Annotated in this window: 22 protein-coding genes and 1 other RNA gene; 11 read left to right on the top strand and 12 right to left on the bottom strand. The window is 73.9% G+C overall.

Going from position 1 to position 22684, the window contains the following annotated elements; translation table 11 throughout:
• Positions 1-126: 126 nt before the first annotated feature.
• The 3 genes from C3486_RS27590 (at position 127) to C3486_RS27580 (ending at position 2551) form a co-directional block, all read left to right on the top strand.
• Positions 127-1092 carry a small ribosomal subunit Rsm22 family protein gene (locus C3486_RS27590; RefSeq protein WP_103835483.1) on the top strand — a complete coding sequence of 322 codons (966 nt, stop codon included), beginning with the start codon at positions 127-129 and terminating at the stop codon, positions 1090-1092.
• A complete protein-coding gene (locus C3486_RS27585) occupies positions 1089-1691 on the top strand; it encodes a TetR/AcrR family transcriptional regulator (protein WP_103835482.1) in 603 nt (200 codons plus the stop codon). The genes C3486_RS27590 and C3486_RS27585 overlap by 4 nt, the downstream gene beginning before the upstream one ends.
• A 119-nt stretch (positions 1692-1810) precedes the next feature.
• On the top strand, positions 1811-2551 hold the full coding sequence (locus C3486_RS27580) for a bifunctional DNA primase/polymerase (protein ID WP_103835481.1): 741 nt from the start codon (positions 1811-1813) through the stop codon (positions 2549-2551).
• A 19-nt stretch (positions 2552-2570) separates the two neighbouring features.
• On the opposite strand, the gene C3486_RS27575 is transcribed toward C3486_RS27580, so the two are convergent.
• From C3486_RS27575 to efeO, 4 genes are read right to left on the bottom strand one after another with little or no spacing between them, the layout of a single operon-like run.
• On the bottom strand, positions 2571-3467 hold the full coding sequence (locus tag C3486_RS27575) for a hypothetical protein (RefSeq protein ID WP_258053028.1): 897 nt from the start codon (positions 3465-3467) through the stop codon (positions 2571-2573).
• On the bottom strand, positions 3418-4413 hold the full coding sequence (gene efeU / locus C3486_RS27570; protein ID WP_103835479.1) for an iron uptake transporter permease EfeU: 996 nt from the start codon (positions 4411-4413) through the stop codon (positions 3418-3420). The genes C3486_RS27575 and efeU overlap by 50 nt, the downstream gene beginning before the upstream one ends.
• A gap of 26 nt (positions 4414-4439) precedes the next feature.
• On the bottom strand, positions 4440-5741 hold the full coding sequence (gene efeB / locus C3486_RS27565) for an iron uptake transporter deferrochelatase/peroxidase subunit (RefSeq protein ID WP_103835478.1): 1302 nt from the start codon (positions 5739-5741) through the stop codon (positions 4440-4442).
• 10 nt (positions 5742-5751) lie between these two features.
• On the bottom strand, positions 5752-6888 hold the full coding sequence (efeO, locus tag C3486_RS27560) for an iron uptake system protein EfeO (protein ID WP_103835477.1): 1137 nt from the start codon (positions 6886-6888) through the stop codon (positions 5752-5754).
• A 279-nt stretch (positions 6889-7167) separates the two neighbouring features.
• On the opposite strand from efeO, the gene C3486_RS27555 reads away from it, so the two are divergent.
• Entirely contained in the window at positions 7168-7845 is a 678-nt protein-coding gene (locus C3486_RS27555) for a PhzF family phenazine biosynthesis protein (RefSeq protein ID WP_103835476.1), read from the top strand.
• 16 nt (positions 7846-7861) lie between these two features.
• On the opposite strand, the gene C3486_RS27550 is transcribed toward C3486_RS27555, so the two are convergent.
• Positions 7862-8551, bottom strand: a complete 690-nt coding sequence (locus C3486_RS27550) for a heme oxygenase (biliverdin-producing) (protein ID WP_103835475.1) — start codon at positions 8549-8551, stop codon at positions 7862-7864.
• A gap of 130 nt (positions 8552-8681) precedes the next feature.
• Positions 8682-9539, bottom strand: a complete 858-nt coding sequence (gene map, locus C3486_RS27545) for a type I methionyl aminopeptidase (protein WP_103835474.1) — start codon at positions 9537-9539, stop codon at positions 8682-8684.
• A 73-nt stretch (positions 9540-9612) separates the two neighbouring features.
• On the opposite strand from map, the gene C3486_RS27540 reads away from it, so the two are divergent.
• Positions 9613-9834: a hypothetical protein gene (locus C3486_RS27540; RefSeq protein ID WP_103835473.1), complete on the top strand. Its 222-nt coding sequence runs from the start codon at positions 9613-9615 to the stop codon at positions 9832-9834.
• A gap of 12 nt (positions 9835-9846) precedes the next feature.
• Here the strand turns inward: C3486_RS27540 and C3486_RS27535 are convergent, their stop codons facing one another.
• The 3 genes from C3486_RS27535 to C3486_RS27525 all read right to left on the bottom strand — a co-directional run bounded on the left by C3486_RS27535 (position 9847) and on the right by C3486_RS27525 (position 14050).
• Positions 9847-10956 carry a serine hydrolase domain-containing protein gene (locus C3486_RS27535; protein WP_374936923.1) on the bottom strand — a complete coding sequence of 370 codons (1110 nt, stop codon included), beginning with the start codon at positions 10954-10956 and terminating at the stop codon, positions 9847-9849.
• Between the two features lie 14 nt (positions 10957-10970).
• Positions 10971-12320, bottom strand: coding sequence for a multidrug effflux MFS transporter (locus tag C3486_RS27530; protein ID WP_103835471.1), 1350 nt, complete (start codon positions 12318-12320; stop codon positions 10971-10973).
• A gap of 98 nt (positions 12321-12418) precedes the next feature.
• Positions 12419-14050, bottom strand: a complete 1632-nt coding sequence (locus C3486_RS27525; RefSeq protein WP_103835470.1) for an alkaline phosphatase — start codon at positions 14048-14050, stop codon at positions 12419-12421.
• A gap of 247 nt (positions 14051-14297) precedes the next feature.
• Here C3486_RS27525 and C3486_RS27520 point away from each other — a divergent pair, with 247 nt between their 5' ends.
• Together C3486_RS27520 and C3486_RS27515 are read left to right on the top strand one after the other, a co-directional pair.
• Positions 14298-15053, top strand: a complete 756-nt coding sequence (locus tag C3486_RS27520) for an SDR family oxidoreductase (protein WP_103835469.1) — start codon at positions 14298-14300, stop codon at positions 15051-15053.
• A 296-nt stretch (positions 15054-15349) separates the two neighbouring features.
• The gene (locus tag C3486_RS27515; RefSeq protein WP_103835468.1) at positions 15350-15703 is read left to right on the top strand and encodes a hypothetical protein; all 354 of its coding nucleotides are present in this window, start codon (positions 15350-15352) and stop codon (positions 15701-15703) included.
• A gap of 220 nt (positions 15704-15923) precedes the next feature.
• Here the strand turns inward: C3486_RS27515 and rnpB are convergent.
• Positions 15924-16325: RNase P RNA component class A (gene rnpB / locus C3486_RS27510), an RNA gene on the bottom strand.
• A 143-nt stretch (positions 16326-16468) separates the two neighbouring features.
• Between rnpB and C3486_RS27505 the strand changes: the two genes are divergently transcribed.
• A complete protein-coding gene (locus C3486_RS27505) occupies positions 16469-17290 on the top strand; it encodes a MerR family transcriptional regulator (RefSeq protein WP_103835467.1) in 822 nt (273 codons plus the stop codon).
• Positions 17287-18006, top strand: a complete 720-nt coding sequence (locus C3486_RS27500) for a hypothetical protein (protein WP_103835466.1) — start codon at positions 17287-17289, stop codon at positions 18004-18006. The genes C3486_RS27505 and C3486_RS27500 overlap by 4 nt, the downstream gene beginning before the upstream one ends.
• 77 nt (positions 18007-18083) lie before the next feature.
• Here C3486_RS27500 and C3486_RS27495 read toward each other — a convergent pair whose 3' ends face one another.
• A complete protein-coding gene (locus C3486_RS27495) occupies positions 18084-19544 on the bottom strand; it encodes an RNB domain-containing ribonuclease (protein WP_103835465.1) in 1461 nt (486 codons plus the stop codon).
• 126 nt (positions 19545-19670) lie between these two features.
• Here C3486_RS27495 and yaaA point away from each other — a divergent pair, with 126 nt between their 5' ends.
• Both yaaA and eda read left to right on the top strand, forming a co-directional pair.
• A complete protein-coding gene (yaaA, locus tag C3486_RS27490) occupies positions 19671-20471 on the top strand; it encodes a peroxide stress protein YaaA (protein ID WP_103835464.1) in 801 nt (266 codons plus the stop codon).
• Positions 20472-20564: 93 nt separating this feature from the next.
• Positions 20565-21221: a bifunctional 4-hydroxy-2-oxoglutarate aldolase/2-dehydro-3-deoxy-phosphogluconate aldolase gene (eda, locus tag C3486_RS27485; protein WP_103835463.1), complete on the top strand. Its 657-nt coding sequence runs from the start codon at positions 20565-20567 to the stop codon at positions 21219-21221.
• A 160-nt stretch (positions 21222-21381) separates the two neighbouring features.
• On the opposite strand, the gene C3486_RS27480 is transcribed toward eda, so the two are convergent.
• Positions 21382-22683, bottom strand: a complete 1302-nt coding sequence (locus tag C3486_RS27480) for a bifunctional RNase H/acid phosphatase (RefSeq protein ID WP_103835462.1) — start codon at positions 22681-22683, stop codon at positions 21382-21384.
• Between the last annotated feature and the right edge of the window lies 1 nt (position 22684).

Genomic DNA, 22684 nt, shown 5'->3' with positions numbered 1-22684 from the left:
CCACGCGGAGGCCCGCTGCCGCACCCGGCACGGACCGGCCCCCGCCCCCGTCGCACGCCACGCTCCGCCGCCGGCACCCGACGACGAACTCCGCGTGCCGGCACGCGCCCCCGTAGAATTCCTCAAATGCACGAAGAACTCCGCGGGGCCCTGGCCGGCCTGCTCGACGGGCTGCCTGCGAAGCAGGCCACCGCCGCCGTCGAGCGGCTGATCGCCAATTACCGGGGCCGTACGCCGACCGACGCGCCCGTGCTGCGGGACCGCGCGGACGTCGCCGCGTACGCCGCGTACCGGATGCCCGCGACGTTCGAGGCCGTACGGTCCGCGCTGGCCGCGTGCGAGGCGCGGGTGCCCGGCTGGGCGCCCGCCGCGCACCTGGACATCGGCGGCGGCACCGGCGCCGCCGCCTGGGCCGCCGCCGACGTCTGGCCGGGGCTGCGGACGACCGTCTGGGACTGGGCCGAGCCGGCCCTCGCGCTCGGCCGGGAGCTGGCCGGGCGCGAGGACCGGCTGGACACCCACTGGCAGCGCCAGGTGATCGGCGCCGGCCTGGCCGTGCCCGAGGACACCGACCTGGTCACCGTCTCGTACGTGCTCGGCGAGCTGACCGGCGCGGACCGGGAGGCGGTCGTCGCGGCGGCGGCCCGCGCGCGTACGGCCGTGCTGATCGAGCCGGGCACCCCGGACGGCTACGCCCGCATCCGTGCGGCCCGCGAGCAGCTGGTGGCGGCGGGGCTGCGGGTCGTGGCGCCGTGTCCGCACAGCGCGGCCTGCCCCATCGTCCCGGGCGAGGACTGGTGCCACTTCTCGGCCCGGGTGAACCGCTCGTCCCTGCACCGCCAGGTGAAGGGCGGCTCGCTGCCGTACGAGGACGAGAAGTTCGCGTACGTCGCGGCGACCCGCGTCCCGGCCGGCCCGGCCCCGGCCCGCATCGTGCGCAAGCCGCAGCTGCGCAAGGGCCAGGTGCTGCTGGACGTGTGCGCCGAGGACGGCCTGGCGCGTCGCACGGTCACCAAGCGGCAGGGCGCGGTCTACCGCGCGGCCCGGGACGCCGCCTGGGGCGGCACCGTGCCGGGCGAGGAGCAGGCGTGACCCGGCGGGCCCCGGACGCCGCGCGCCGCAGCGAGCGGTCCCGGCAGGCGATCTTCGACGCCGCCCTGGCGCTGGTCGGCGAGGTCGGCTACCACCGGCTCACGATCGAGGGCATCGCCGCCCGGGCCGGGGTCGGCAAGCAGACGATCTACCGCTGGTGGCCCTCGAAGGCCGAGGTGCTGCTGGACGCGTTCACGGCGGACGCGGACACCGAGGGGTACGCGGCCGGGCTGCCGGACACCGGCGACCTCGCGGCCGACCTGAAGGCCGTGCTGCGGGCCACGGTGGACGAGTTCCGGGACCCGGCCTTCCAGGCGCCGTACCGCGCGCTGGCCGCCGCGGGCGCCGCCGACGAGCAGCTCTCGGCGCGCTTCGTGGAGCGGCTGCTGGAGCCGGGCCTGCGGGCCTACGTGGCGCGGCTGCGGGCGGCCCAGGAGGCCGGGCAGATCGCGTCCTGGGTGGACCTGCGGCTGGCGGCCGAGATGGTACTGAGTCCTTTCTCACAGCGCTGGCTGATGCGGACCGGCGAGCTGACGTACGCCTTCACCGACGCCCTTGTGGAGACGGCGCTCGCGGGCCTGCGTCCGCGCCCCTCTTGAGCGCCCGATGCGCCCCCTGTACAACCCGTCCCGTACACCCCGAATCCCCGCTCCGGTCACCCTAGGAGGAGGATGGTGGCAGCATTGATCCCAGACCACCGCTCGAAGTGAGGGGATAGATGGAACGCAAGGGCAGGTTCTCCCAGTGGCTGCGCCGGCCGAGGAGCGGTTCGGACGGCGTCGATACGGACACGGGATCCGCGGCCGGCGGCCGCGAGGACCTGCTGCTGGCAGCGGCCGAAGCGGGTTTCCCGCTGGCCCCGGCGGCGCACCCCTCCGGCTACGGCTGTTCCTGTGAACGCATCGGCTGTCCCACCCCGGGCCGCCACCCCATCTCCTTCGGCTGGCAGACCGTCGCCACGACCGACCGCGAGAAGGTCCAGCAGTGGCTGCGGAAACATCCGCAGGCCAATTTCGTCACCGCCACCGGCATCGCCCACGACGTGCTGGACGTGCCGCTGGACGCCGGGCGCGCCGCGCTGGAGCGGCTGGAGGCCGAGGGCGTCGAGGTCGGCCCGGTCGCGCTGAGCGGCGCCGGGTACGGCGAGGGCCGGATGCTCTTCTTCACCGCCACCCGTGGCACCCCGGACGACGAGGACGAGTGGTGGCCCTGCGAGCTGGACTGCCATCCGGAGACGATGGACGAGCACCCGGGCCTGCGCTGGCACTGCCGCGGGAGCTACGTCCTGCTGCCGCCGTCCCGGCTCGGCGGGGACCAGCCGCCGGTGTCGTGGCTGCGGGGCCCGGAGCGTCCGCTGCCGGACCCGCTGTCCCTCCTGGAGGCGCTGACCGACGCCTGTGCCGCGTACGCGGGCGACGGGAACGAGCACGAGTCGGCGGCCTGGCCGATCGGCCGCTGACCGCCGGCCCGTCGCCCCGCTAGCCGGCCTTGGCGGCCGTCAGGTGGGGCAGCCGGCTGAGGAAGGCCACCCGGCCGCCGTCCTTCGCGGCCGGCACCTTCACGACCTGCTCGGAGACGGTCGTGTAGGTCATCTTGTTGGTCTTCTTCTTCGGCCCGTCCAGCACCGCCTCGGTCTCCGGGGTGATGTTGACCGTGCTGCCGGCGTACAGCGTCTTGTTCTGGAAGTGGTTGGTCGCGAAGAAGGCCAGCGCGCCGCCGTCCTTGGTGCGCAGGGCCATCGCCGGGAACTCGTACGCCTGGTCGATGCTCCGGATGCGCTTGCCGGGCTGCTTGGCCGTGGCCGCACGCTGCTGCCGCAGGCCGTCGGTGTACGGGCCGGGCGCGAACGTCTCGCCCTCGCCGGTCATGAGGTACTTCGCGTACGCCGTGCCCAGCTTGCCCGGGTCCACCACCAGACCGCCCGCTCCCTTGCCGGCCGGCACGGCCTTCGCGTAACCGTCGGCGTCGGTGGCGAACTCCGGTACCTGGTCCTCCTTCAGCGACAGCAGGTAGGCGGCCTTCCACTTCTCCTGCGGGCCGTTGCGGGTGAACGCCAGGAACCAGCGGTCGGTCTTGCGGTTGGGGAGCGCGTCGGCGACGAAGAACTTCGGCCAGCCGGCCTGCCGGGGGATGGTGTAGTGCGCGTCGCGCAGCACCAGCGGCTGGAAGTTGGCGCCGCCGCGGCCCATCCGGCGGTCGGTCTTGATGACGGCCGCGTCGATGTCCTGCAGCGCCCCGGTCTCGTAGGCCGACGTCGCCGCCGGGTCCTGGCCCGTGTTGGCCTTGTTGTACCCGGCGACGAACTGCTTCAGGACCTTGCCGGCCTCAGCCTTCGACAGCGCCGGGATCTTCTCCCGTTCGCCGTGCACCGTCATGCACCCGCTCAGCGTCAGCAGTGCCGCGCTCGCGGTCATCATCGCGACGGGCACCCGGAACGGCGACCTGCGTGTCATGGGGCTCGGGCTCCTTCTGGGCGACCGGGGCGGCCGCCGCGGCCGCCGGGGTGGCTCGATTCGGCGCAACCCTACCGGGGGCGAAGAAGACGAGGAGCGTGGGGATCAAGTAGAGGCACCAGACGACGACCTGGACGACCGTGGGGTCGGGCTGGAAGTTGAAGACGCCCTTGAGCAGCGTGCCGTACCAGCTGTCGGCGGGGATCTGCTCGCTGATGTCGAACGCCTTGTTCCCCAGGCCCGGGAGGAAGCGGGCCTCCTGCAGGTCGTGGAAGCCGTACGCGAGCACGCCGGCGGCGACCACGACGAGCATCGCGCCGGTCCAGGTGAAGAACTTGGCCAGGTTGATCTTGAGCGCGCCGCGGTAGAACAGCCAGCCCAGCAGGACCGCGGTGAGCAGTCCGAGCACCACGCCGATCAGCGGCTTGGGCGTACCGTCCGAACTCGCCTGCACGGCGGCCCAGACGAACAGCGCGGTCTCCAGGCCCTCGCGGCCCACCGCGAGGAAGGCGGTGAGGACGAGCGCCGCCGTGCCCATGGCGAGCGCGGCGTCCAGCTTGCCGTGCAGCTCGGCCTTGAGGTGCCGGGCGGTGCGCCGCATCCAGAAGACCATCCAGGTCACGAGGCCCACCGCGATGATGGACAGCGAGCCGCCGAGCGCCTCCTGGGCCTCGAACGTCAGGGTCTGCGAGCCGAACTGGAGCGCGCAGCCGAAGCCGAGCGCGAGCAGGACGGCGACGGCGATGCCCAGCCAGACGGGCTTGAGCGCGTCGCGGCGGCCGGTCTTGACCAGGTAGGCGATGAGGATGCAGACGACGAGGCTGGCTTCCAGCCCCTCGCGCAGGCCGATCAGATAGTTGCCGAACACGTCGGTTCCCTCTCTTCCAACGATTGTCAGGCGAACAGCGTCCGGCCCCACCAGTCGTCCGTGTCCCGGACGCCCGGCGGGACGGCGAACACGGCCGAACCCACGTGCTGGATGTATTCGTTGAGCGCGTCGTGGCGCGCCAGGTTCTTCTGCAGCGGCACGAAGCCGTCCCGTACGTCCCGCTGGTAGGCGAGGAAGAACAGCCCCGCGTCCAGCCGGCCCAGGCCGTCCGTGCCGTCGGTGAAGGAGTAGCCGCGGCGCAGGATGCGGATGCCGCCGTTGGAGTCGGGGTGCGCCAGCCGTACGTGTGCGGTCGGCAGCATCGCCTTCAGGTGCGGCGCGTCGAACTCCCGCTTCCGGCCCGCCGGTGCGCCCTCGCCCTTGCTGCGGCCGAAGACGTCCTCCTGCTCCTGGAGCGAGGTGCGGTCCCAGGTCTCGATGTGCATGCGGATGCGGCGCGCGACGAGGTACGAGCCGCCGGCCATCCAGGCCCCGGCCCCCTTGTCGTCCTTCTTCCCCACCCATACGTGCTTGTCGAGCGCGGCGGTGTCCGTGCCGGCGATGTTCCGGGTGCCGTCCTTGAAGCCGAACATGTTGCGCGGCGTGTGCGCGTCCGGCGTCGTGGAGGAGGTCTTGCCGAAGCCCAGCTGCGACCAGCGCACCGCGACCTTGCCGAAGCCGATGCGGGCGAGGTTGCGGATCGCGTGCACGGCGACCTGCGGGTCGTCGGCACAGGCCTGGACGCACAGGTCGCCGCCGCTGCGGGCCTTCTCCAGGTTGTCGCCGGGGAACTTCGGCAGGTCGATCAGGGCCTCGGGCCGCCGGTCCTTGATGCCGAACCGGTCCTTGCCGTCCTTCTCGAAGAGGGTCGGGCCGATGCCGAAGGTCAGGGTGAGCCGGGAGGGCTGGAGGCCCAGCGCCTCGCCGGTGTCGTCCGGCGGCGCCTCGGCGAGCCCGCCGACCGCGCCGTCGCCGACCGGCCGCCCCGCCGTCATCCGCGCGGCGGCGGCCGTCCACTCCTTGAGCAGGTCGATCAGCGCCTGCCGGTCGTCGGTGGTGACGTCAAAAGCGGCGAAGTGCAGCCGGTCCTGGACGGCGGTGGCGATGCCGGCCTGGTGGGCTCCGTGGAAGGGCACGGCGCTCTCGGCGGCCGGCGCGGGGGCATCGCCGGTGTTCAGGGCCGCCGCCGTGCCGCCGGCCGCGACCGCGCCGAGCGCGAGCCCGGCGCCGCCCCAGCCGATCAGCGCGCGGCGGGACGGGGCGCGCGCGGGAACATCGCGCGCGCCCTCCGTGGTACGGGTGGTCTCCTCGGATTCCAGTGCTGCCATGGGGCTTCTCCTACTCGGCCACGGCGGCGGCGAGCTTCGACAGCGGCTCGGCCAGCGCGCTCACGCCATCGGACAGGTCCTTGCGGTCGCCCTTGGAGACGGTGTCGTACGAGACGAAGCCGTCGCCCTTCCGGTAGTCGTCCAGCTGCTTGCCGATCGCCTCGAACTGCCTGTCCAGCTCCCGGACCAGCGCCGGGTCGTTCTTCTTGGCGACCGGCTTCAGCAGCTCGTACGCCTTCTGCGCGCCCTCGACGTTGGCCTGGAAGTCGACCAGGTCGGTGTGGCTGTAGCGCTCCTCCTCACCGGTGACCTTGCCGGTGTAGACCTCGTCCAGCAGCTCCTTGGCGCCGTTGGCCATGCTGGTGGGGGTGATCTCGGCCGTGCCGACCCGCTTCTGCCAGTCCTTCAGGTCGGTGATCAGCTTGTCGGCCAGCTTCTTGTCGTCCCCGGAGATCTTCTTGGTCTTCCACAGGGACTGCTCCAGCTTGTGCCAGCCGGTCCACTTCTGGCCGTCCTCCAGGCCGTCCTCGCGGACGTCGACCTTGGGGTCGATGTCACCGAAGGACTCCGCGACGGGCTCGGTGCGCTCCCAGCCGATGCGGGAGGGCGCGTACGCCTTCTTCGCGGCCTCCAGGTCGCCGCTCTTGACGGCCTCGGCGAACTCCTTGGCCTTCGGCAGCGTCTCGTCGGCCTGCTGCTGCACGTACTTGCGGTAGTCGGCCACCGCCGCGTCCAGCTTCGGGTTCCGCTCGGCCGCGGCGCCCTTGCCGGTCACGGTGATCTTCTGCCGGATGCCGTCGCCCTTCATGCCGGGCTTGCAGGCGATCTCGTACGCACCGGCCTTCACCTCGGCGGTGACGGTGGCGCCGGTGCCGGGGCCGATGTTCTCCCGTTCGGTGACGATGCGGTCGCCGGGCGCGTAGACGTAGACCTCGGTGACCTTGCTGCCCTTGTTCTGGACGGCGAGCCGCACATGGCCGGCCGGGAGCTCCTTCTTCGACACCTTGCACGCGTCGTCGGACGCGGTCACCTGCACGGCGCCGGCTTTCCCGGAAGCCGCCACGTCGTCTTTCGCCGCACAGCCGGCTGCGGTGAGGGCGGCGGCCACGGTGATCGCGGCGAGGGTCGAGGAGCGGAGGGCTCGCATGCGGGCTCCAGCAGGTTCGGACGGCACTCGGACCATGGGGGGACGGTGTCCGGCGCGCGTCGATGTACAACTAAGGCGCGCCTAACTTATCCGAGGCTTACCTGAGAACAACCCGACTGTCCAGTGATCCCCCTCTCATACAGAACGACCCCATAACGGATGCCCCAGCCGCAGGCAATGCACAGGCAATGCGCAGGTCAAGGTAAGGCCCGTGAGGGACCCTCGGCCCTCACCACCCCGCCCCGGCCGGCCGCGCCCCGCCCGGGATTCAATGGCGGCATGACCGATCTTCATGTGGTGCGGGTGTTCTGCGGGCCGGACGGCGGGGGCGGCAATCCGCTGGGAGTGGTGCGGGACGGCGGGGCCGTGCCCGGGCGGGACGCGCGTCAGGCGCTCGCGGCGGAGCTGGGGTTCAGCGAGACGGTGTTCGTCGACGACGCGGGGCGCGGCGAGGTGGACATCTACACGCCCACGCTGCGGCTGCCGTTCGCCGGTCACCCACTGGTCGGCACGGCCTGGCTGCTGCGGCACCTCGGCGAGCCGGTCGAGGCGCTGCGGCCGCCGGCCGGGGAGGTCGCGGTGCGGTACGAGGAGGAGCGCACTTGGGTGCGCGGCCGCGCGGAGTGGGCCACGGGGCGCACGCCCGGGCAGTACGCAACGGCCGCCGAGGTGGACGCGCTGCCCGCGCCGCCGCCGGGCGAGGGCTGGCTGTACGCGTGGGCCTGGGCCGACGAGGCGGCGGGGCGGGTGCGGGCCAGGGGCTTCCCCAGGCGCGACGACAGGATCGTGGAGGACGAGGCCACGGGGGCCGCGGCCGTGCAGCTCACGCACGTCCTGGGGCGGGCGCTGGACATCCGGCAGGGGCGCGGGTCCCGGATCCTCACCCGGCCGCTCCCCGGCGGCTGGATCGACCTCGGCGGGCGGGTGGCGCCGGAGGAGGTGCGACGGCTGCGCTAGGCCCGCCGCGCAGGACTCAGGCGCTCAGCGGGCTGCGGCCGCCGTCGCCGAACTCCTCGCCCAGCTCACGGAAGACGGCCGTGTTCAGCGCGAACGCGCGCTTGCACTCGTCGACCACCCGCTGCTTCTCCAGGTCGTCGACCGGCAGCGCGTCGAGCAGCGCGCGGTACTCGCGCTTGAAGGCGGCCGGATTGCCGATGCCCTCGAAGACGTAGAACCGGACGCCGTCGCCCTTGCGCGCGAAGCCCCAGGTCTTCTCGGCCGTACCGCGGATGATCTGGCCGCCGGAGAGGTCGCCGAGGTAGCGGGTGTAGTGGTGCGCGACATACCCGGCGGGCCAGTCGCGGGCGCACTCGGCGACCCGTGCCGCGTACGCCTCGGTGGCCGGCAGCGGCCGGGCCGCGTCGCGCCAGCCGGGCCCCGCCAGGTGCGCGAGGTCGCGCTCCAGCTCGGGGGTGCGGGTCAGCTCGGGCCGGATGAAGGGGCCCGCGACCGGGTCGGCGGCGAGCTCTCCGGCGCTCGCCTCCAGGGCGCGGTAGACGAACCACAGCTGCTCGGTGTAGCGGCGGTAGGCCGTGACGCCGAGCCGCCCGCCGAGCATGTCGCCCATGAAGGAGGAGTTCTCCGCCTCGGTGTGGGCCTCGTGCGACGCCGTACGGATCAGCGTCGAGAAGGGCGTGGGCAGGGCGGGGCTGTGCGCGTCCATGGCGGGCCTCCAGGGACCGTCGGGTAGCGGCCGGAAACCGATTGTGACAACTTAGGCTTACCTAAGTCAATCGGTTCCCGACAGCCTGTCGGCAAAAGCCTACCCGCGATCACGTCCCGGGACGCGCCGTTCAGGGAAGCGTGAGGATCTCCGCGCCGGTGTCCGTGACGACGAGGGTGTGCTCGAACTGCGCGGTGCGCTTGCGGTCCTTGGTGACGACCGTCCAGCCGTCCTCCCACATGTCGTACTCGTACGTGCCCAGCGTCAGCATCGGCTCGATCGTGAAGGTCATGCCGGGCTTGATCTCGGTGGTGTGGTGCGGGCTGTCGTAGTGCGGCACGATCAGCCCGGAGTGGAAGGACGTGTTCACGCCGTGACCGGTGAAGTCGCGGACGACCCCGTAGCCGAAGCGCTTGGCGTAGGACTCGATGACCCGGCCGATGATGTTGATCTGCCGGCCCGGCTTCACGGCCTTGATCGCGCGGTTCAGCGACTCACGGGTCCGCTCGACCAGGAGCTTGGACTCCTCGTCGACGTTGCCGCAGAGGTAGGTGGCGTTGTTGTCCCCGTGCACGCCGTGGATGTACGCGGTGACGTCGAGGTTCACGATGTCGCCGTCCTGCAGGACGGTGGAGTCGGGGATCCCGTGGCAGATGACCTCGTTGACCGAGGAGCACAGCGACTTGGGGAAGCCGCGGTAGCCGAGCGTGGAGGGGTAGGCGCCGTGGTCGCACATGTACTCGTGCGCGACCCGGTCCAGCTCATCGGTGGTCACGCCGGGCTCGATGAGCTTGGCCGCCTCCTCCATCGCCTGGGCCGCGATCCGGCCCGCGATCCGCATCCGCTCGATGGTCTCGGCGTCCTGCACCTCGGGACCGGTGTACGGGGCGGGGGCGTCCTTGCCGACGTACTCGGGACGCGGGATCGAGGCGGGGACGGGACGGCGCGGGGAGATGGTCCCCGGGACAAGAAGCGACTGGCCAGACATGCCAGCGAGTGTATCCGCGAGCCATCGGGCAGGATGGCGTCAGGCAAGGCGCCCACTGGTGGAGGAGGCCGGGATGGCACTGTTCAAGCGGGGTACGGCAGGGAAGCCCGGCGAGTGGTACTACTGCCTCAAGCACGGCACGGTCGAGGAGGGCCCGGAGTGCCGGGCCGCCGACCGCATGGGCCCGTACGCCAGCCGCGAGGAGGCGGCGCACGCGATGGAGACGGCCCGCGAGCGGAACGCCGAGTGGGAGAACGACTCCCGCTGGACCGACAAGGGCGGCAGCGGCTCCTGAAGCCGCCGGGGATCAGGCTTCGGTCGCCCGCGCCAGGTACGTCGCCAGCCGGGCCCGCGGCACCGGCTCGCCGCCCCGGCGCGGGTGCACCGCGTTCGTGAGCAGCACGAAGAACGTGTCCGACACCCGGTCGATCACCAGGCTCGTGCCCGTGAAGCCGGTGTGCCCGGCGGCCCCGCGCGCCGCCAGCTCGCCCATGAAGCCGGGCTGCGCGACGCGGAAGCCCAGGCCGGGCGGTGCGAGCATCAGGTCGACGGTCTCCGGGCGCAGCACGGGGCCGCCCCCGGTGAGCAGCGTCCGGCACAGCACGGCGAGGTCCTGCGCCGTGGCGAAGAGCCCCGCCTGGCCCGCGACGCCGCCCAGCGCATGGGCGTTCTCGTCGTGCACCTCGCCGCGCACGACGCCGCCCGCGCAGGACGGCCGCCGGGCCTTGAGCAGCACCTCGGCCTCGGTCGCTGCCACCCCGCCGGGCGCCAGCGGCCCGTACGTGGTGCTGGCCATCCCGAGCGGGCCGGTGATCCCGTCCCGGACGAGGACGTCGAGCCGTTCGCCCTCGGTCTCCTCCAGCAGCCGCTGGAGCGCGATGAAGCCGAGGTCGGAGTAGCGGAAGGGACCAGGCACGGCAGCGGCCGCCTCGGCCCACAGCCCGTCGAGCCGGCCGTCCCCCGCGCCCGTGGCGGGCGCGTCGTACAGCGGCAGCTCGGCCGCCAGCCCGGACGTGTGGGTGAGCAGGTGGCGGACGGTGACGGCGGGCGCGAAGGCCGGCAGGTGGCGGGCCACCGGATCGTCCAGGCCGAACACCCCGCGCTCCACCCGCTGCAGCACCGCGACGGCCGTGAACAGCTTCGACAGCGACGCGAGGTCGAAGACCGTGCCGGCCCGCACCGGCTCCCACCGCTCCCGGGCCAGCGGCACCCCGCGGCCCCTGGCGACGTCGTACGAGCCGTACCGCAGCGCCCAGCCGGCGGCCTCCTCGACCGCGACGACGGGGCCGCGCCCGGCCACCGCGACGACGCCGGCGCAGCAGGGTGCGGGGCCTTCCGGCAGCGCGCGGATCTCCGCGACGAGCCGCCGGGTCCAGGCCGGGTCGAGCCCCGCCCGGGCGGGGGTGCCGTAGTGCAGTGGTGCGGGTGCGTTCAGAGCCGGTTCCCTCCGCCGGTCGTGCCGTCCTCCGTGGACTCCTCCCTACGCTGCCACGGACGGCACAGTCCCAGGAAGCACGCGAGCGCCAGAAGTGCGCAGGAACCCTGGACGACCGCCATCGGCACGGCCGTCCGCTCGCCCGCGATGCCGACCAGCGGGGAGGCCACCGCGCCCATGAGGAAGGTGGAGGTGCCCAGCAGGGCCGAGGCGGAGCCGGCCGCGTGCGAGGTGCGCAGCAGCGCCTGGGTGTTGGTGGTCGGCATGACCAGGCCCATCGAGGCCATCAGCACGAACAGCCCGGTGGCCATCGGGGCCAGTCCGACGGGCCCGAAGACGCCGGTGGACATCAGGAGGAGCGCGGCGGCCGCCAGCGTGATCAGGGCCAGCCCGACCGCCAGCACCTTGTCCAGCGAGACCCGGCCGACCAGCACCTTTCCGTTGATCTGGCCGAGCAGCACCAGGCCGACGGAGTTGACGCCGAAGAGCATGCTGTAGGTCTGCGCCGAGGCGCCGTAGATGTCCTGCACGACGAACGGGGACGCGCTGATGTACGCGAAGAGCGCGGCGAAGGCGAAGGCGGCGACCAGCAGGTAGCCGGTGAAGACCCGGTCGGCGAGCAGGCCGCGCATGGTCCGCAGCGCGGCGCCCAGGCCGCCCGCGTGCCGGCGCTCCGGCGGCAGGGTCTCGTGCAGCGTGCGCCAGACGACGAGGGTGAGAGCCACGCCGATGACGGTGAGCACGACGAAGACGCCGCGCCAGTCGGTGATCCGCAGGATCTGCCCGCCGATCAGCGGGGCGACGACCGGCGCGACGCCGGATATCAGCATCAGGGTGGAGAAGAAGCGGGCCATCGCCACGCCGTCGTACATGTCGCGGACCACGGCCCGCGCGATGACGATGCCGGCGGCGCCGGCCAGGCCCTGCACGAGGCGGGCCCCGATCAGGAACTCGGCGTTGCCGGCGATCACGCACAGGGCTGTGGCCAGCACGTAGACGGTCATGCCGATGAGGAGCGGGCGGCGGCGCCCCCACTTGTCGCTCATCGGGCCGACCACCATCTGCCCGAGTGCCATGCCGGCGAGGCAGGCGGTGAGGGTCAGCTGGACGGTCGCGGCGGGGCTGTGCAGGGACCGGGTGACGGCCGGCAGGGCCGGCAGGTACATGTCCATGGAGAGCGGCGGGACCGCCGTGAGGCCGCCCAGGACGAGGGTGACCAGAAGGCTGGTGCGGCGCGCCGCGGCGGGGGCGGGGCGACCGGGACCGGAGCGGTCGCTCGCGGCCGGTACGCGGGGACGGGGGCTGCTCTGGTGGCTCTCGGCCGTGGCGGGGCCGGGGTCCGACATGAGTGTCTCCATGATGTGTAGATGTACGCACCATGGTGTCATGTCCGCGTGGACACCGGCCCCTTTCGGCCCCTTTGATAGCCGCCCTCGGGCGGGCCTCAGGCGGGCTTCAGACCCGGGTCGCCGGCCTCGGAGACGAAGGAAGCGGCGGTGGTGACGGGCGCGCCCTGCGTGGTCACGGCGGACACCGTCCGGTAGTCGGCCCGCGCCTTCTCCTGGTCCAGCTCGACCGTCACGTAGCCGCGGCGGCCGTTGTAGAACTTCATGTGCGGGTTGGCCGCCATGTAGGCGTCCCAGTTGGCGGGCTTCTCGGCGCCGTCCTTGCCGCTGGCGATGGAGGTGGTCACGAACTCCACGCCCTGCGTCCGCGACTTCTGGTCGGCGAAGTCCTTCTTGATGTCGAAGGCGTAGTGCACGTGCACGTCACCGGTGAGGACGACGAGGTTGTCCACACCCGCCGCCTCGGCCCCGGCCAGCACCCGGTCCCGGGAGGCGGAGTAGCCGTCCCACGAGTCCATGCTCACCTTGTACGTGTCGGCGGGGGTGGAGCGCCGCTCGGAGAAGGTGACCTGCTGCGGCACGACGTTCCACAGCGCCCGGGAGCCGCGCCAGCCGTCGATCAGCCAGCGCTCCTGGGACGCGCCGGTCAGCGTGCGGCTCTTGTCCGTGGACTCCGGGCCCGGCGCGTGCCAGCCGTCGCCGTACGCCTGGTCGGAGCGGTACTGCCGGGTGTCGAGGATGTCGAACTGGGCGAGCCGGCCGTAGTGCACCCGGCGGTAGAGCTGCGCGTCGGGGCCGTTGGGCCGCTGCGGGCGGCGGAGCGGCTGGTTCTCCCAGTACGCGCGGTAGGCCGCGGCGCGGCGGACCAGGAACTCGGCGGGCGGCAGGCCGTCCTCGCTGATGTCCCCGGCGTAGTTGTTCTCCACCTCGTGGTCGTCCCAGGTGACGATGAAGGGGTGCGCCGCGTGGACGGCCTGCAGGTCCGGGTCGGACTTGTAGAGCGCGTACCGCAGCCGGTAGTCCTCCAGCGTGACCGTCTCCTTGTTGAAGAGCGCGGGCAGCGTGCGGTCGGTGTAGTTGCGGGCGCCGCCGACGGCGTTCACCGCGTACTCGTAGATGTAGTCGCCGAGGTGGAAGACGACGTCCAGGTCCTCCTCGGCGAGGTGCCGGTGGGCGGTGAAGTAGCCGTCGTGGTACGCCTGGCAGGAGACGGCGCCCAGGCGCAGGCTGCGGAGCTGCGCGCCGGGGGCCGGCGCGGTGCGGGTGCGGCCGACGGGGCTGATCCAGTCGCCGGCGCGGAAGCGGTAGTAGTACACCCGGTCCGGGCCGAGCCCGGTGGCCTCGACGTGCACGGAGTGGTTGAACTCCGGGTGCGCCTCGGCCTTGCCCTGCCCGGCGATGCGGGTGAACTTCTCGTCGTGCGCGACCTCCCAGCGCACCGCGACCCGCGCATCCGGCATGCCGTTGCCCGGCTCGTAGGGCTTGGGCGCCAGCCGGGTCCACAGGACGACCGAGCCGGGGAGCGGGTCGCCGGAGGCGACGCCGAGGGTGAAGGGGTTCTCGGAGAGCCGCTTCGCGTCCACCTCGGCAGCGTACGCCGCGCCGCCGCCCGGCAGGTTCGTCGCGAACGCGAGCGTCGCGGCGGCGCCGGCGACGGTGAGGAAACGGCGCCGGCCGAGGTGCTCGGCCGCGGCCCGCAGCTGCTGGTCGTGCTGGGAGTGATGGGTCATCTGCCCCTGCCCCTGCCTGGAGTGGTTCCGGACTTCTCGTGGTCTGTTGTGATTGCAGGGGCGAGGAGCGGCGGCGTGGCATCGGATGTACGACGCAACGATGACGGCCGGATGAGATGTCCGGCCGCTTCGGACAATTCCCGTCCGTCCGGATGTTGCGGACGAAAGGCAGCCGGAGGGCCCGGGAACGCGCGGAAACCACCAGGTCGCCGCGGGGACGGCCGGGCCCGCGTCCTACGCTGCCGCCATGACCGAAACGACGAAGACGGCAGTGGTGACCGGCGCGGGCTCCGGCATCGGACGCGCGGTGGCCCTGACCCTGGCGGCAGCGGGCTGGTCGGTGGCGCTGGCGGGACGGCGCGCGGACGCCCTGGAGGAGACGGCCGCGCTGGCCGGGGACGGCGCCGGACTGCTCGCCGTCCCCACCGACGTCACCGACGAGGACGCGGTCGCCGCGCTCTTCGCCGCCGTGCGCGACCGCTTCGGCCGGGTCGACCTGCTCTTCAACAACGCCGGTACGTTCGGCCCGCCCGTCCCGCTGGAGGAGCTGTCCTACGCGGACTGGCGGTCGGTCGTCGACGTGAACCTCAACGGCGCGTTCCTCTGTGCGCAGGCGGCCTTCCGCGCCATGAAGGAGCAGTCGCCGCAGGGCGGCCGCATCATCAACAACGGCTCGATCTCCGCGCACACCCCGCGCCCGCACTCCGTCGCGTACACCGCGACCAAACACGCCATGACGGGCCTCACCAAGTCGCTCTCCCTGGACGGCCGTCCGTACGGCATCGCCTGCGGCCAGATCGACATCGGCAACGCGGCGACCGAGATGACCGGCCGCATGCAGACCGGCATCCTCCAGGCCAACGGCGAACTGGCCGTCGAGCCGGTGATGGACGCGGCCGACGTGGCCCGCACGGTCCTCCACATGGCCGCCCTCCCCCTGGCGGCCAACGTCCAGTTCGCCACGGTCATGGCCACGACGATGCCGTACATCGGCCGGGGCTGAGGGGCCGCGGGGCGGGCGGGGGCGGGCGGCCCGCGGGGCGGCGACCTGGCTGCCGTGAGTCGGGCGCGGAGGCGGCGGCCGGCGCACGGGCGGCCCGGGAGCGACAGGGCGGCCCGGGAGCACCGGCACTTCCGGCAACGGGGCACGGACGGGCGCACCGGGGCAGGGCCGGGGCCGCCCGCGCCGGGGGCCGGTCACATGCCCCTCACACCTCCCCCACACCCTGCTCCGACTACCTCCACCGCCCCCTCCGTACCACCCCCCGCGACCGCGAACCCCTCGGTACGATCCCGCGCATGCCTCGCCACAACGACCTGGATGACCAGGGGACCGCGCTCCTCATGGAGACCGCGACGCCCGCGGAGCGCCGCGCGCTGGTACGCCGCCGTCGCCACCGGCCGTCGACCCCGCGCGAGGCCCGCCTCACCCAGCTCGTCGTCTCCCTGCTCTTCCTGGCCGGCGGCATCGGCGCCCTCGTCGAACACGTCGACGCGCACACCTCGGCCCGCACCGTCGCCGCCTACCTCACGCTGATCGCCCTCTGCGCCGTCTCCGCCGAACTCAGCCGCCGCGGCCGCACCCGCATCAGCTTCTGGCTCCTGTGCACCGGCATGATCGCCCTCGGCCTCACCACCCCGTTCCTCCTCTGACCCGCACCCCGGCCCGCACCCCCTGCGAGCCGTCTTTTTCGTGCAGTTGTCGAGGCGACTTTGTGGAGGAGATCGGGCGGGGGTGTACCCATCCCGGGACGCCGGTCACCCACCTCAGCACCAGCGGGCGCATGCACAGGGCCGTGCGGGACGGCGCCGCGGACGTACGGCATGCGAAAGGGCCACCGGCCGGCATCACGCCGGTCAATGGCCCTGGCGGCGGACGAGTCGGCCTGTACGCCGGGTTCTGTCTCCCGGGGCCCTTGCGGGCCGCGGGGAGGCGGCCATCCATCTAGGGCTGCCGTTGCCGGCAGCCTCGTGCGGTCCACCCGCGGACTCGGGCGGGCAGCCCTCGAACATCCGCGCAGGGCCGTCGGCCGACGGCCCCTCTTGACCTTGCTCCAGGTGGGGTTTACCTAGCCCTCCGAGTCACCTCGGAGGCTGGTGGTCTCTTACACCACCGTTTCACCCTTACCGGAGCCTCGCGGCCCCGGCGGTCTGCTTTCTGTGGCACTGTCCCGCGGGTCACCCCGGGTGGGCGTTACCCACCACCCTGCCCTGTGGAGCCCGGACGTTCCTCGGGGAGGTCCGAAGACCCCCACGCGACCGCCCGGCCGGCTCGTCCGCCGTGCCGACCATGCTACCCGCACACCGCGTGCGCCCCGTCCCCGGCCACGGCCGCCCCCGCGTCCTTGACCTTGTCGCAGCGTCAACGTTTCTACTGGTCGCCATGGAGACGGAGAGCTCGCGCGGCGGACGGCCGGCATGAGGATCGGAGAACTGGCGGCGCTCGCCGGGGTCAGCACCCGGACCGTGCGCCACTACCACCACCTGGGACTGCTGCCCGAGCCGGAGCGCCGGGCCAACGGGTACCGGGAGTACGCGCTGCGCGACGCCGTCCTGCTCGCGCGGGTGCGGCGCCTGACGGAGCTGGGGCTGAGCCTGGACGAGGTGCGGGACGTGCTCGCCGAGGACGCCGGGCGCGCGCTGCACGAGGTGCTGGCCGAGCTGGACGCCGACCTGGCCCGGCAGGAGGCGGAGATCCGGGAGCGCCGGAGCCGGCTGCGGACGCTGCTGCGCCGGGCCGAGGAGCACGGCGGGCTGCCCGCCGAGGGCCCGGTCTCCGAGGAGCTGGCGGACGTCTTCGGGCGGATGGCCCGCGCCTCGGCCGCCCGGCCGGGCCCCGAGCCCGCGATGGCCGCGACGGAGCGGGAGCTGATGGCCCTGTTCGAGTCGATGGGCACGGGGTCGGCGGAGGTGTCGACGCTGCTCGGCTCGGCGCTGGAGGCACCCGGCGCGATGGACCGTGCGTACGAGGTGTACGCGCTGCTGGACGAGCTGGCGGAGGCAGCGGTGGACGACCCGCGAGTGGACCGGGCGGCACGGGCGCTGTGCGACTGCCTGCCGGACGAGATGGCAGCACAGCTGGCCGCCGGCGCGCAGGAGGCGCTGGCCGCCGAGGAAGCCCGGCCGGGGGACGCGGCGGCGGCGCGGGCCCTGATGGACGCCTTCTACGCGCACTTCGCCCCGGCCCAGGCCGCGGCGATCCGGCAGGCGATCCGCCTCTTCGCGGAGCGTGCGCGGTGAGCCGGGCCCGTACGTCGCGCCTGCTGCTCGCCCATGAAGGGCGGTGGCTGGCGAGCCTCGGGCTGTGGGTGGCGCGGCGGCAGGACGGCACGAAGGAGCCCGGGGTGCGCGCCTTCGGGTACGCACGGGCGCAGGCCCCTCTGGTGCTCGGCTTCGCCTTCGTGTGCCTCGCGGAGACCGTCGGGGTGTCCTTCCTGCTCGCGGCGTATCCCGTCGCGCACGCGATCGTGCTGGTACTGGACGTCTACACGGTCCTGATGGCGCTGGGCATGCACGCCGCCGCGGTCACCCGGCCGCACCTCGTGGGGCGCGAAGCGCTGCGCCTACGGAACGGCGCGCGGCTCGACACCGAGATACCGCTCGCGCGCGTGGCCACCGTGCGGCGCGATCTGCGCTTCCCCAAAGAGAAGCCGCCCGCCGGCGTCCTGGAGGCGGCCGTCGCCGGGCAGACCTCGGTCACGCTGGAGCTGTCGGCGCCGGTCACGGTCGTACGGCGGTTCCTGGGGCCGCCGGAGGAGGTCCGTACGGTCCGCTTCCACGCGGACGACGCACGGGCGGCGGTGGCGGCCCTGCGGGAGGCCGTGGCGGCGGTCGGGGTGGACAAGGCCGCGGGGGAGGCGGCCGAGGGGGCTCGGGCGGCAGACGCCGCCGAGCCGGAGCGGGGGCCGGGACCCCGACCGCGACCGGGCCCGGAGCCCGAGCCGGCCGGCCCCTGAGGCGTACGGCGCCCAGGGCCGGTGGCGAACGGCGCCCAGGCCGGCCCCTGAAGCGCCCAGGCCGGCCCCTGAAGTGCTCAGGCCGGTACGAAGCGCACCGGCTCGTGGCCCGGGTCGGCGGCGGTGAGGCGGACCCGCAGGCGGTGGCCGAGGGGCAGTGGCGGGGCTTCGGGGGCGGCGTCCAGGCGGCCGACGACCGCCGGGTCGCAGAGGTGGACGGTGCCGCGGCGGGGCCGGTCCTCGTCGCGGTCGACGACGTAGCCGTCGAAGAGCTCGCCGACCCGGTCGCGCAGCAGGGCCGCCTCGACCAGGTCCACGCACTCCCGCTCGACGCGGTGCGCCCGCCGCTCCCCCGCCGCCATCTCGGCGGGCAGTGCGGGCAGCGCCGCCCGTACCCAGTCCGGCGCCGGCCGGCCCGCCGCCGCTGCCAGGCACAGCTCGGCGACGTACCGGTCGACGAGGCGGCGCAGCGGCGCCGTGGCGTGCGCGTACGGCGCGGCGACGGCGGAGTGCAGCGCGTCGCCGGGCGCGGGCGCCGTGCCGTCGAAGACCGTGTAGCCCGCGCCGCGCAGCAGGGCGGTGCACTCCTGGAGGAACGCGGCGTGCGCCGGGCGGTGCGGGTCGAGGCCGCGGACCAGCTCGGCGTACGAGGTGTGGTGCGGCCAGTCGACGTCCAGCGCCCGGGCGGTGCGCCGCAGCCGGGCCACCGCGCCGTCCGGGGCCGCGGGCAGGGTGCGCAGGACGCCGGTGCCGGAGTCGAGCATCAGGCCGGCCGCCGCCATGCCGGTGAGCAGCGAGATCTGTGCGTTCCAGCCGTGTGCGGGGAGCGGGGCCCGGTAGTCGAGGCGGTAGTGGCCGTCGCGCACCACGACCTCCTGCTCCGGCACGTTCAGCGAGATGCCGCCGCGGTCCCGTTCGCGCTCCTCGCGCAGCTGGCCGATGTCGCGGAGCAGGGAGAGCGGTTCGGCGGCCGTGCCGGACTCGATGGCGCGCTGCACGCCCTCGTAGTCCAGCCGGGCGCGGGAGCGGACGACGGCCCGGCGTACGTCGGTGGCGACGAGCGCGCCGTACTCGTCCAGGTCGAGCCGCCACAGGACGGCCGGCCGGTCCTGGTCGGGCAGCAGCCCCGCGGCGCCCTCGCTGAGGACGGGCGGGTGCAGCGGTACGCGCGTATCGGGGAAGTACAGGGTGGTCACGCGGCGGTGCGCCTCGGTGTCCAGCGCGCCTCCCGGCGTGACGAACGCGGCGACGTCGGCGATGGCGTAGTGCACCCGGAAGCCGCCCGGTTCCCTGCGCTCCAGGTACATGGCCTGGTCCAGGTCGGGCGAGCCGGCCGGGTCGATGGTGAAGAGCGGCAGCGCGGTGGCGTCCTCGGCGGGCAGCCGCGGGTCGCGCGCGGCGCTGCGGGCCTCCGCTTCGGCCGCGGCCGGGAAGTCCGCCGGGACGTCCGTCCGCTGCCGCAGCTCCCGCAGCGCTCCGCACAGCAGGGCGGTGTCCGCGAGGGATGCGTCGGTCACGCGCATCGGGCGACGGGGCATGGCACGAGACTAGGACAAATCCCCTGTGGGTACCGGGCGGCGCCGTCGTGGCGACCGCATAGGGTTCACGGGGGCCGCCCGCGCGCGGCCCGCCCCCGTGCCCGTACCGCCGTAAGGAGAACGACCGTGCTCACGCTGCTGCCGCCGTCCGAAGGCAAGGCCGAGGCGCTGGACGGCGCGGCCCCGCTGGACGTGGCCGCGCTGTCGCTGCCGGGCCTCGCGCCCGCCCGGGAGACCGTGCTGACCGAGCTGGTCGAGCTGTGCGCGGCGGACGCGGGCAAGGCGCAGGAGGTGCTGGGCCTGAGCGAGGGCCTGAAGGGCGAGGTCGCGAAGAACGCCGCGCTGCGCACCGCCGGCACCCGCCCGGCGGGCGAGATCTACACCGGCGTGCTGTACGACGCGCTGGGGCTGGCCACGCTCGACACGAAGGCGCGGGCGCTGGCGGAGCAGTCGCTGCTGGTCTTCTCCGGGCTGTGGGGCGCGGTGGGCATCGCCGACCGCATCCCGTCCTACCGCTGCTCCATGGGCGTGAAGCTGCCGGGGCTGGGCGCGCTCGGTGCGTACTGGCGCGGTCCGATGGCCGAGGTCATGCCCGCGGCGGCCGGCGATCAGCTGGTGCTGGACCTGCGGTCGTCGGCGTACGCGTCGGCGTGGAAGCCCAAGGGCGAGGTGGCCGAGCGGACGGCGACGGTGCGGGTGCTCCAGTCGAAGATCGTGAACGGGGTGGAGAAGCGCTCCGTGGTCAGCCACTTCAACAAGGCGACGAAGGGCCGGATGGTCCGCGACCTGCTCACCGCCGGGCTGACGCCGGACGGCCCGGCCGAGCTGGTGGAGGCGCTGCGCGGGCTCGGCTACACGGTCGAGGCACAGGCCCCGGCGAAGGCCGGCAAGGCATGGGCGCTGGACGTGATCGTCACCGAGCTCTGAGCCGACGGCCGGCCCGGAAGACTGAAACACCGACCCATTGCAGCATGCGCAACGCTCGTTGCGAAGACTGTTTCCGAGGCGCACTATGAACCCGTGACTAGTGCTGCCTCTGCTTCCGCCTCCGCCGCCCCCGAGGGCTCCGTCCTCGGGCTGGCCCCCGTCGTCCCCGTCGTCGTCCTGGAGGACGCCGCCGACGCCGTGCCGCTCGCCCGCGCGCTCGTCGCGGGCGGCCTGCCCGCGATCGAGGTCACGCTGCGCACCCCGGCGGCGCTGGACTCCATCCGGGCGATCGCGGCCGAGGTCCCGGACGCGGTGGTGGGTGCGGGCACGGTGATCACGCCCGCGCAGGTCACCGGGACGGTCGCGGCGGGCGCCCGCTTCCTGGTGAGCCCCGGCTGGTCGCCGCGGCTGCTCGGCGCGATGAAGGACTCCGGCGTACCGTTCCTGCCCGGCGTCTCCACGACGTCCGAGGTGGTGACGCTGCTGGCGGAGGGCGTCACGGAGATGAAGTTCTTCCCGGCGGAGGCCGCGGGCGGCACGGCGTACCTGAAGTCGCTGGCCTCGCCCCTCCCCCAGGCCCGCTTCTGCCCGACGGGCGGCATCAAGGCGTCCAACGCGCCGGAGTACCTCGCCCTGCCGAACGTGGCGTGCGTCGGCGGCACGTGGATGCTCCCGGCGGACGCGCTGCGCGCCAAGGACTGGGCGCGCGTCGAGCGGCTGGCGGCCGAGGCCTCCGCACTCGGCTCCTGACAAGCGCCCCGAAGGGGCGCGGGGAACTGCGCGGGCAACCACCGCGGCGGCGCGGCCGCGTGGCGAGGCACGCCCCCGCCGCGGTGGGCATCGCAGTGGCCGGCTGCGGCTGCGTCGTGGCCGGTCGCGCAGTTCCCCGCGCCCCTGGCGGCTCCGCCGCCTACCGCAGGTGCGACGTGTCGTTCAGCAACCGCACCGACGCATTGCCGTCCCCGTAGTACGCGATCGCCGACAGCGAGGCGGCGGACAGTTCCATGCGGAACAGTGACTCCGGCGGGGCGCCGAGAGCCAGCCGTACCAGCGTCTTGACCGGGGTCACGTGCGTGACCAGCAGGACCGTCTTGCCGGCGTACCGGGCGCGCAGCTTGTCGCGGGTCAGCGCGACCCGGCGTGCCACGGCCGCGAACGACTCGCCGCCGCCGGTCGGTTCGGCCCTGGCGGAGCCGAGCCAGGCGTTCAGGTCGGCCGGGTGGCGCTCGCGCACCTCGGAGAAGGTCAGCCCCTCCCAGGCGCCGAAGTCCGTCTCGCGCAGCCCGTCCTCGATGCGTACGTCCAGGCCGAGCCGGGCCGCGACGACCTGGGCCGTCTCCCGGCAGCGGCGCAGCGGGGAGCTGACGATCTCCTGGATCGTGCCGCGTACGGCGAGCGCGGCGGCGGCCTCGCGGGCCTGGTGGCGCCCCACTTCGGAGAGCGCGGGGTCCGAGCCGCCGCTGCCGGAGAACCGCTTCTCCGGGGTCAGCGGGGTCTCGCCGTGCCGCAGCAGCACGAAGGTGGTCGGCGTCCCGAGGTCGGCGGGGGCCGACCAGCCGGACGGCGGGGTGGCCGGCGCCGCGGCCTCGGCGCTCGCGCCCGCGGCGAGCGCCGCACCGGCCGGACCGGAAGCCCCCGCACCGTTCAGCCCCGCGTCCGCAAGCGCGGCATCGTCCAGGCCCGCGTCCGTGACGTCCGTGGCCTCCAGGCCGTCCAGGCCCGCGTCCACGGCCGTCGCGCCCGAAGGCCGCGCCCCCGTCGCGAGCGCCGCGCCGGACGCACCCGGCTCCCACTGGCGGCCGGCCGCGCCCGCGTCCATCGCCTCGTTGGCGAGGCGGTCGGCGTGCTTGTTCTGCGCGCGCGGGATCCACTCGTACGTGACCCGGCCGGGCGGGAAGACCGCCCTGGCGGCGGCCGCGAGCGGCTGCATGTCCGGGTGCTTGATCTTCCACCGCCCGGACATCTGCTCGACGACGAGCTTGGAGTCCATCCGGACCCGGATCTCCGCCTCCGGGTCCAGCGCGTACGCGGCGCGCAGCCCGGCCACCAGCCCCTTGTACTCGGCGACGTTGTTGGTGGCCGTACCCAGGTACTCGGCGGCCTCGGCCAGCGTCTCGCCCGTCGCGGGGTCGAGGACGACGGCGCCGTACCCGGCGGGCCCGGGATTGCCCCGGGACCCGCCGTCCGCCTCGACGACGAACGTGCGCGGCATG

It is taken from the genome of Streptomyces sp. Ru73 (assembly GCF_002920575.1).
Classification (GTDB): Bacteria; Actinomycetota; Actinomycetes; order Streptomycetales; family Streptomycetaceae; genus Streptomyces.
This window is presented reverse-complemented; position numbering and strand designations above follow the sequence as displayed.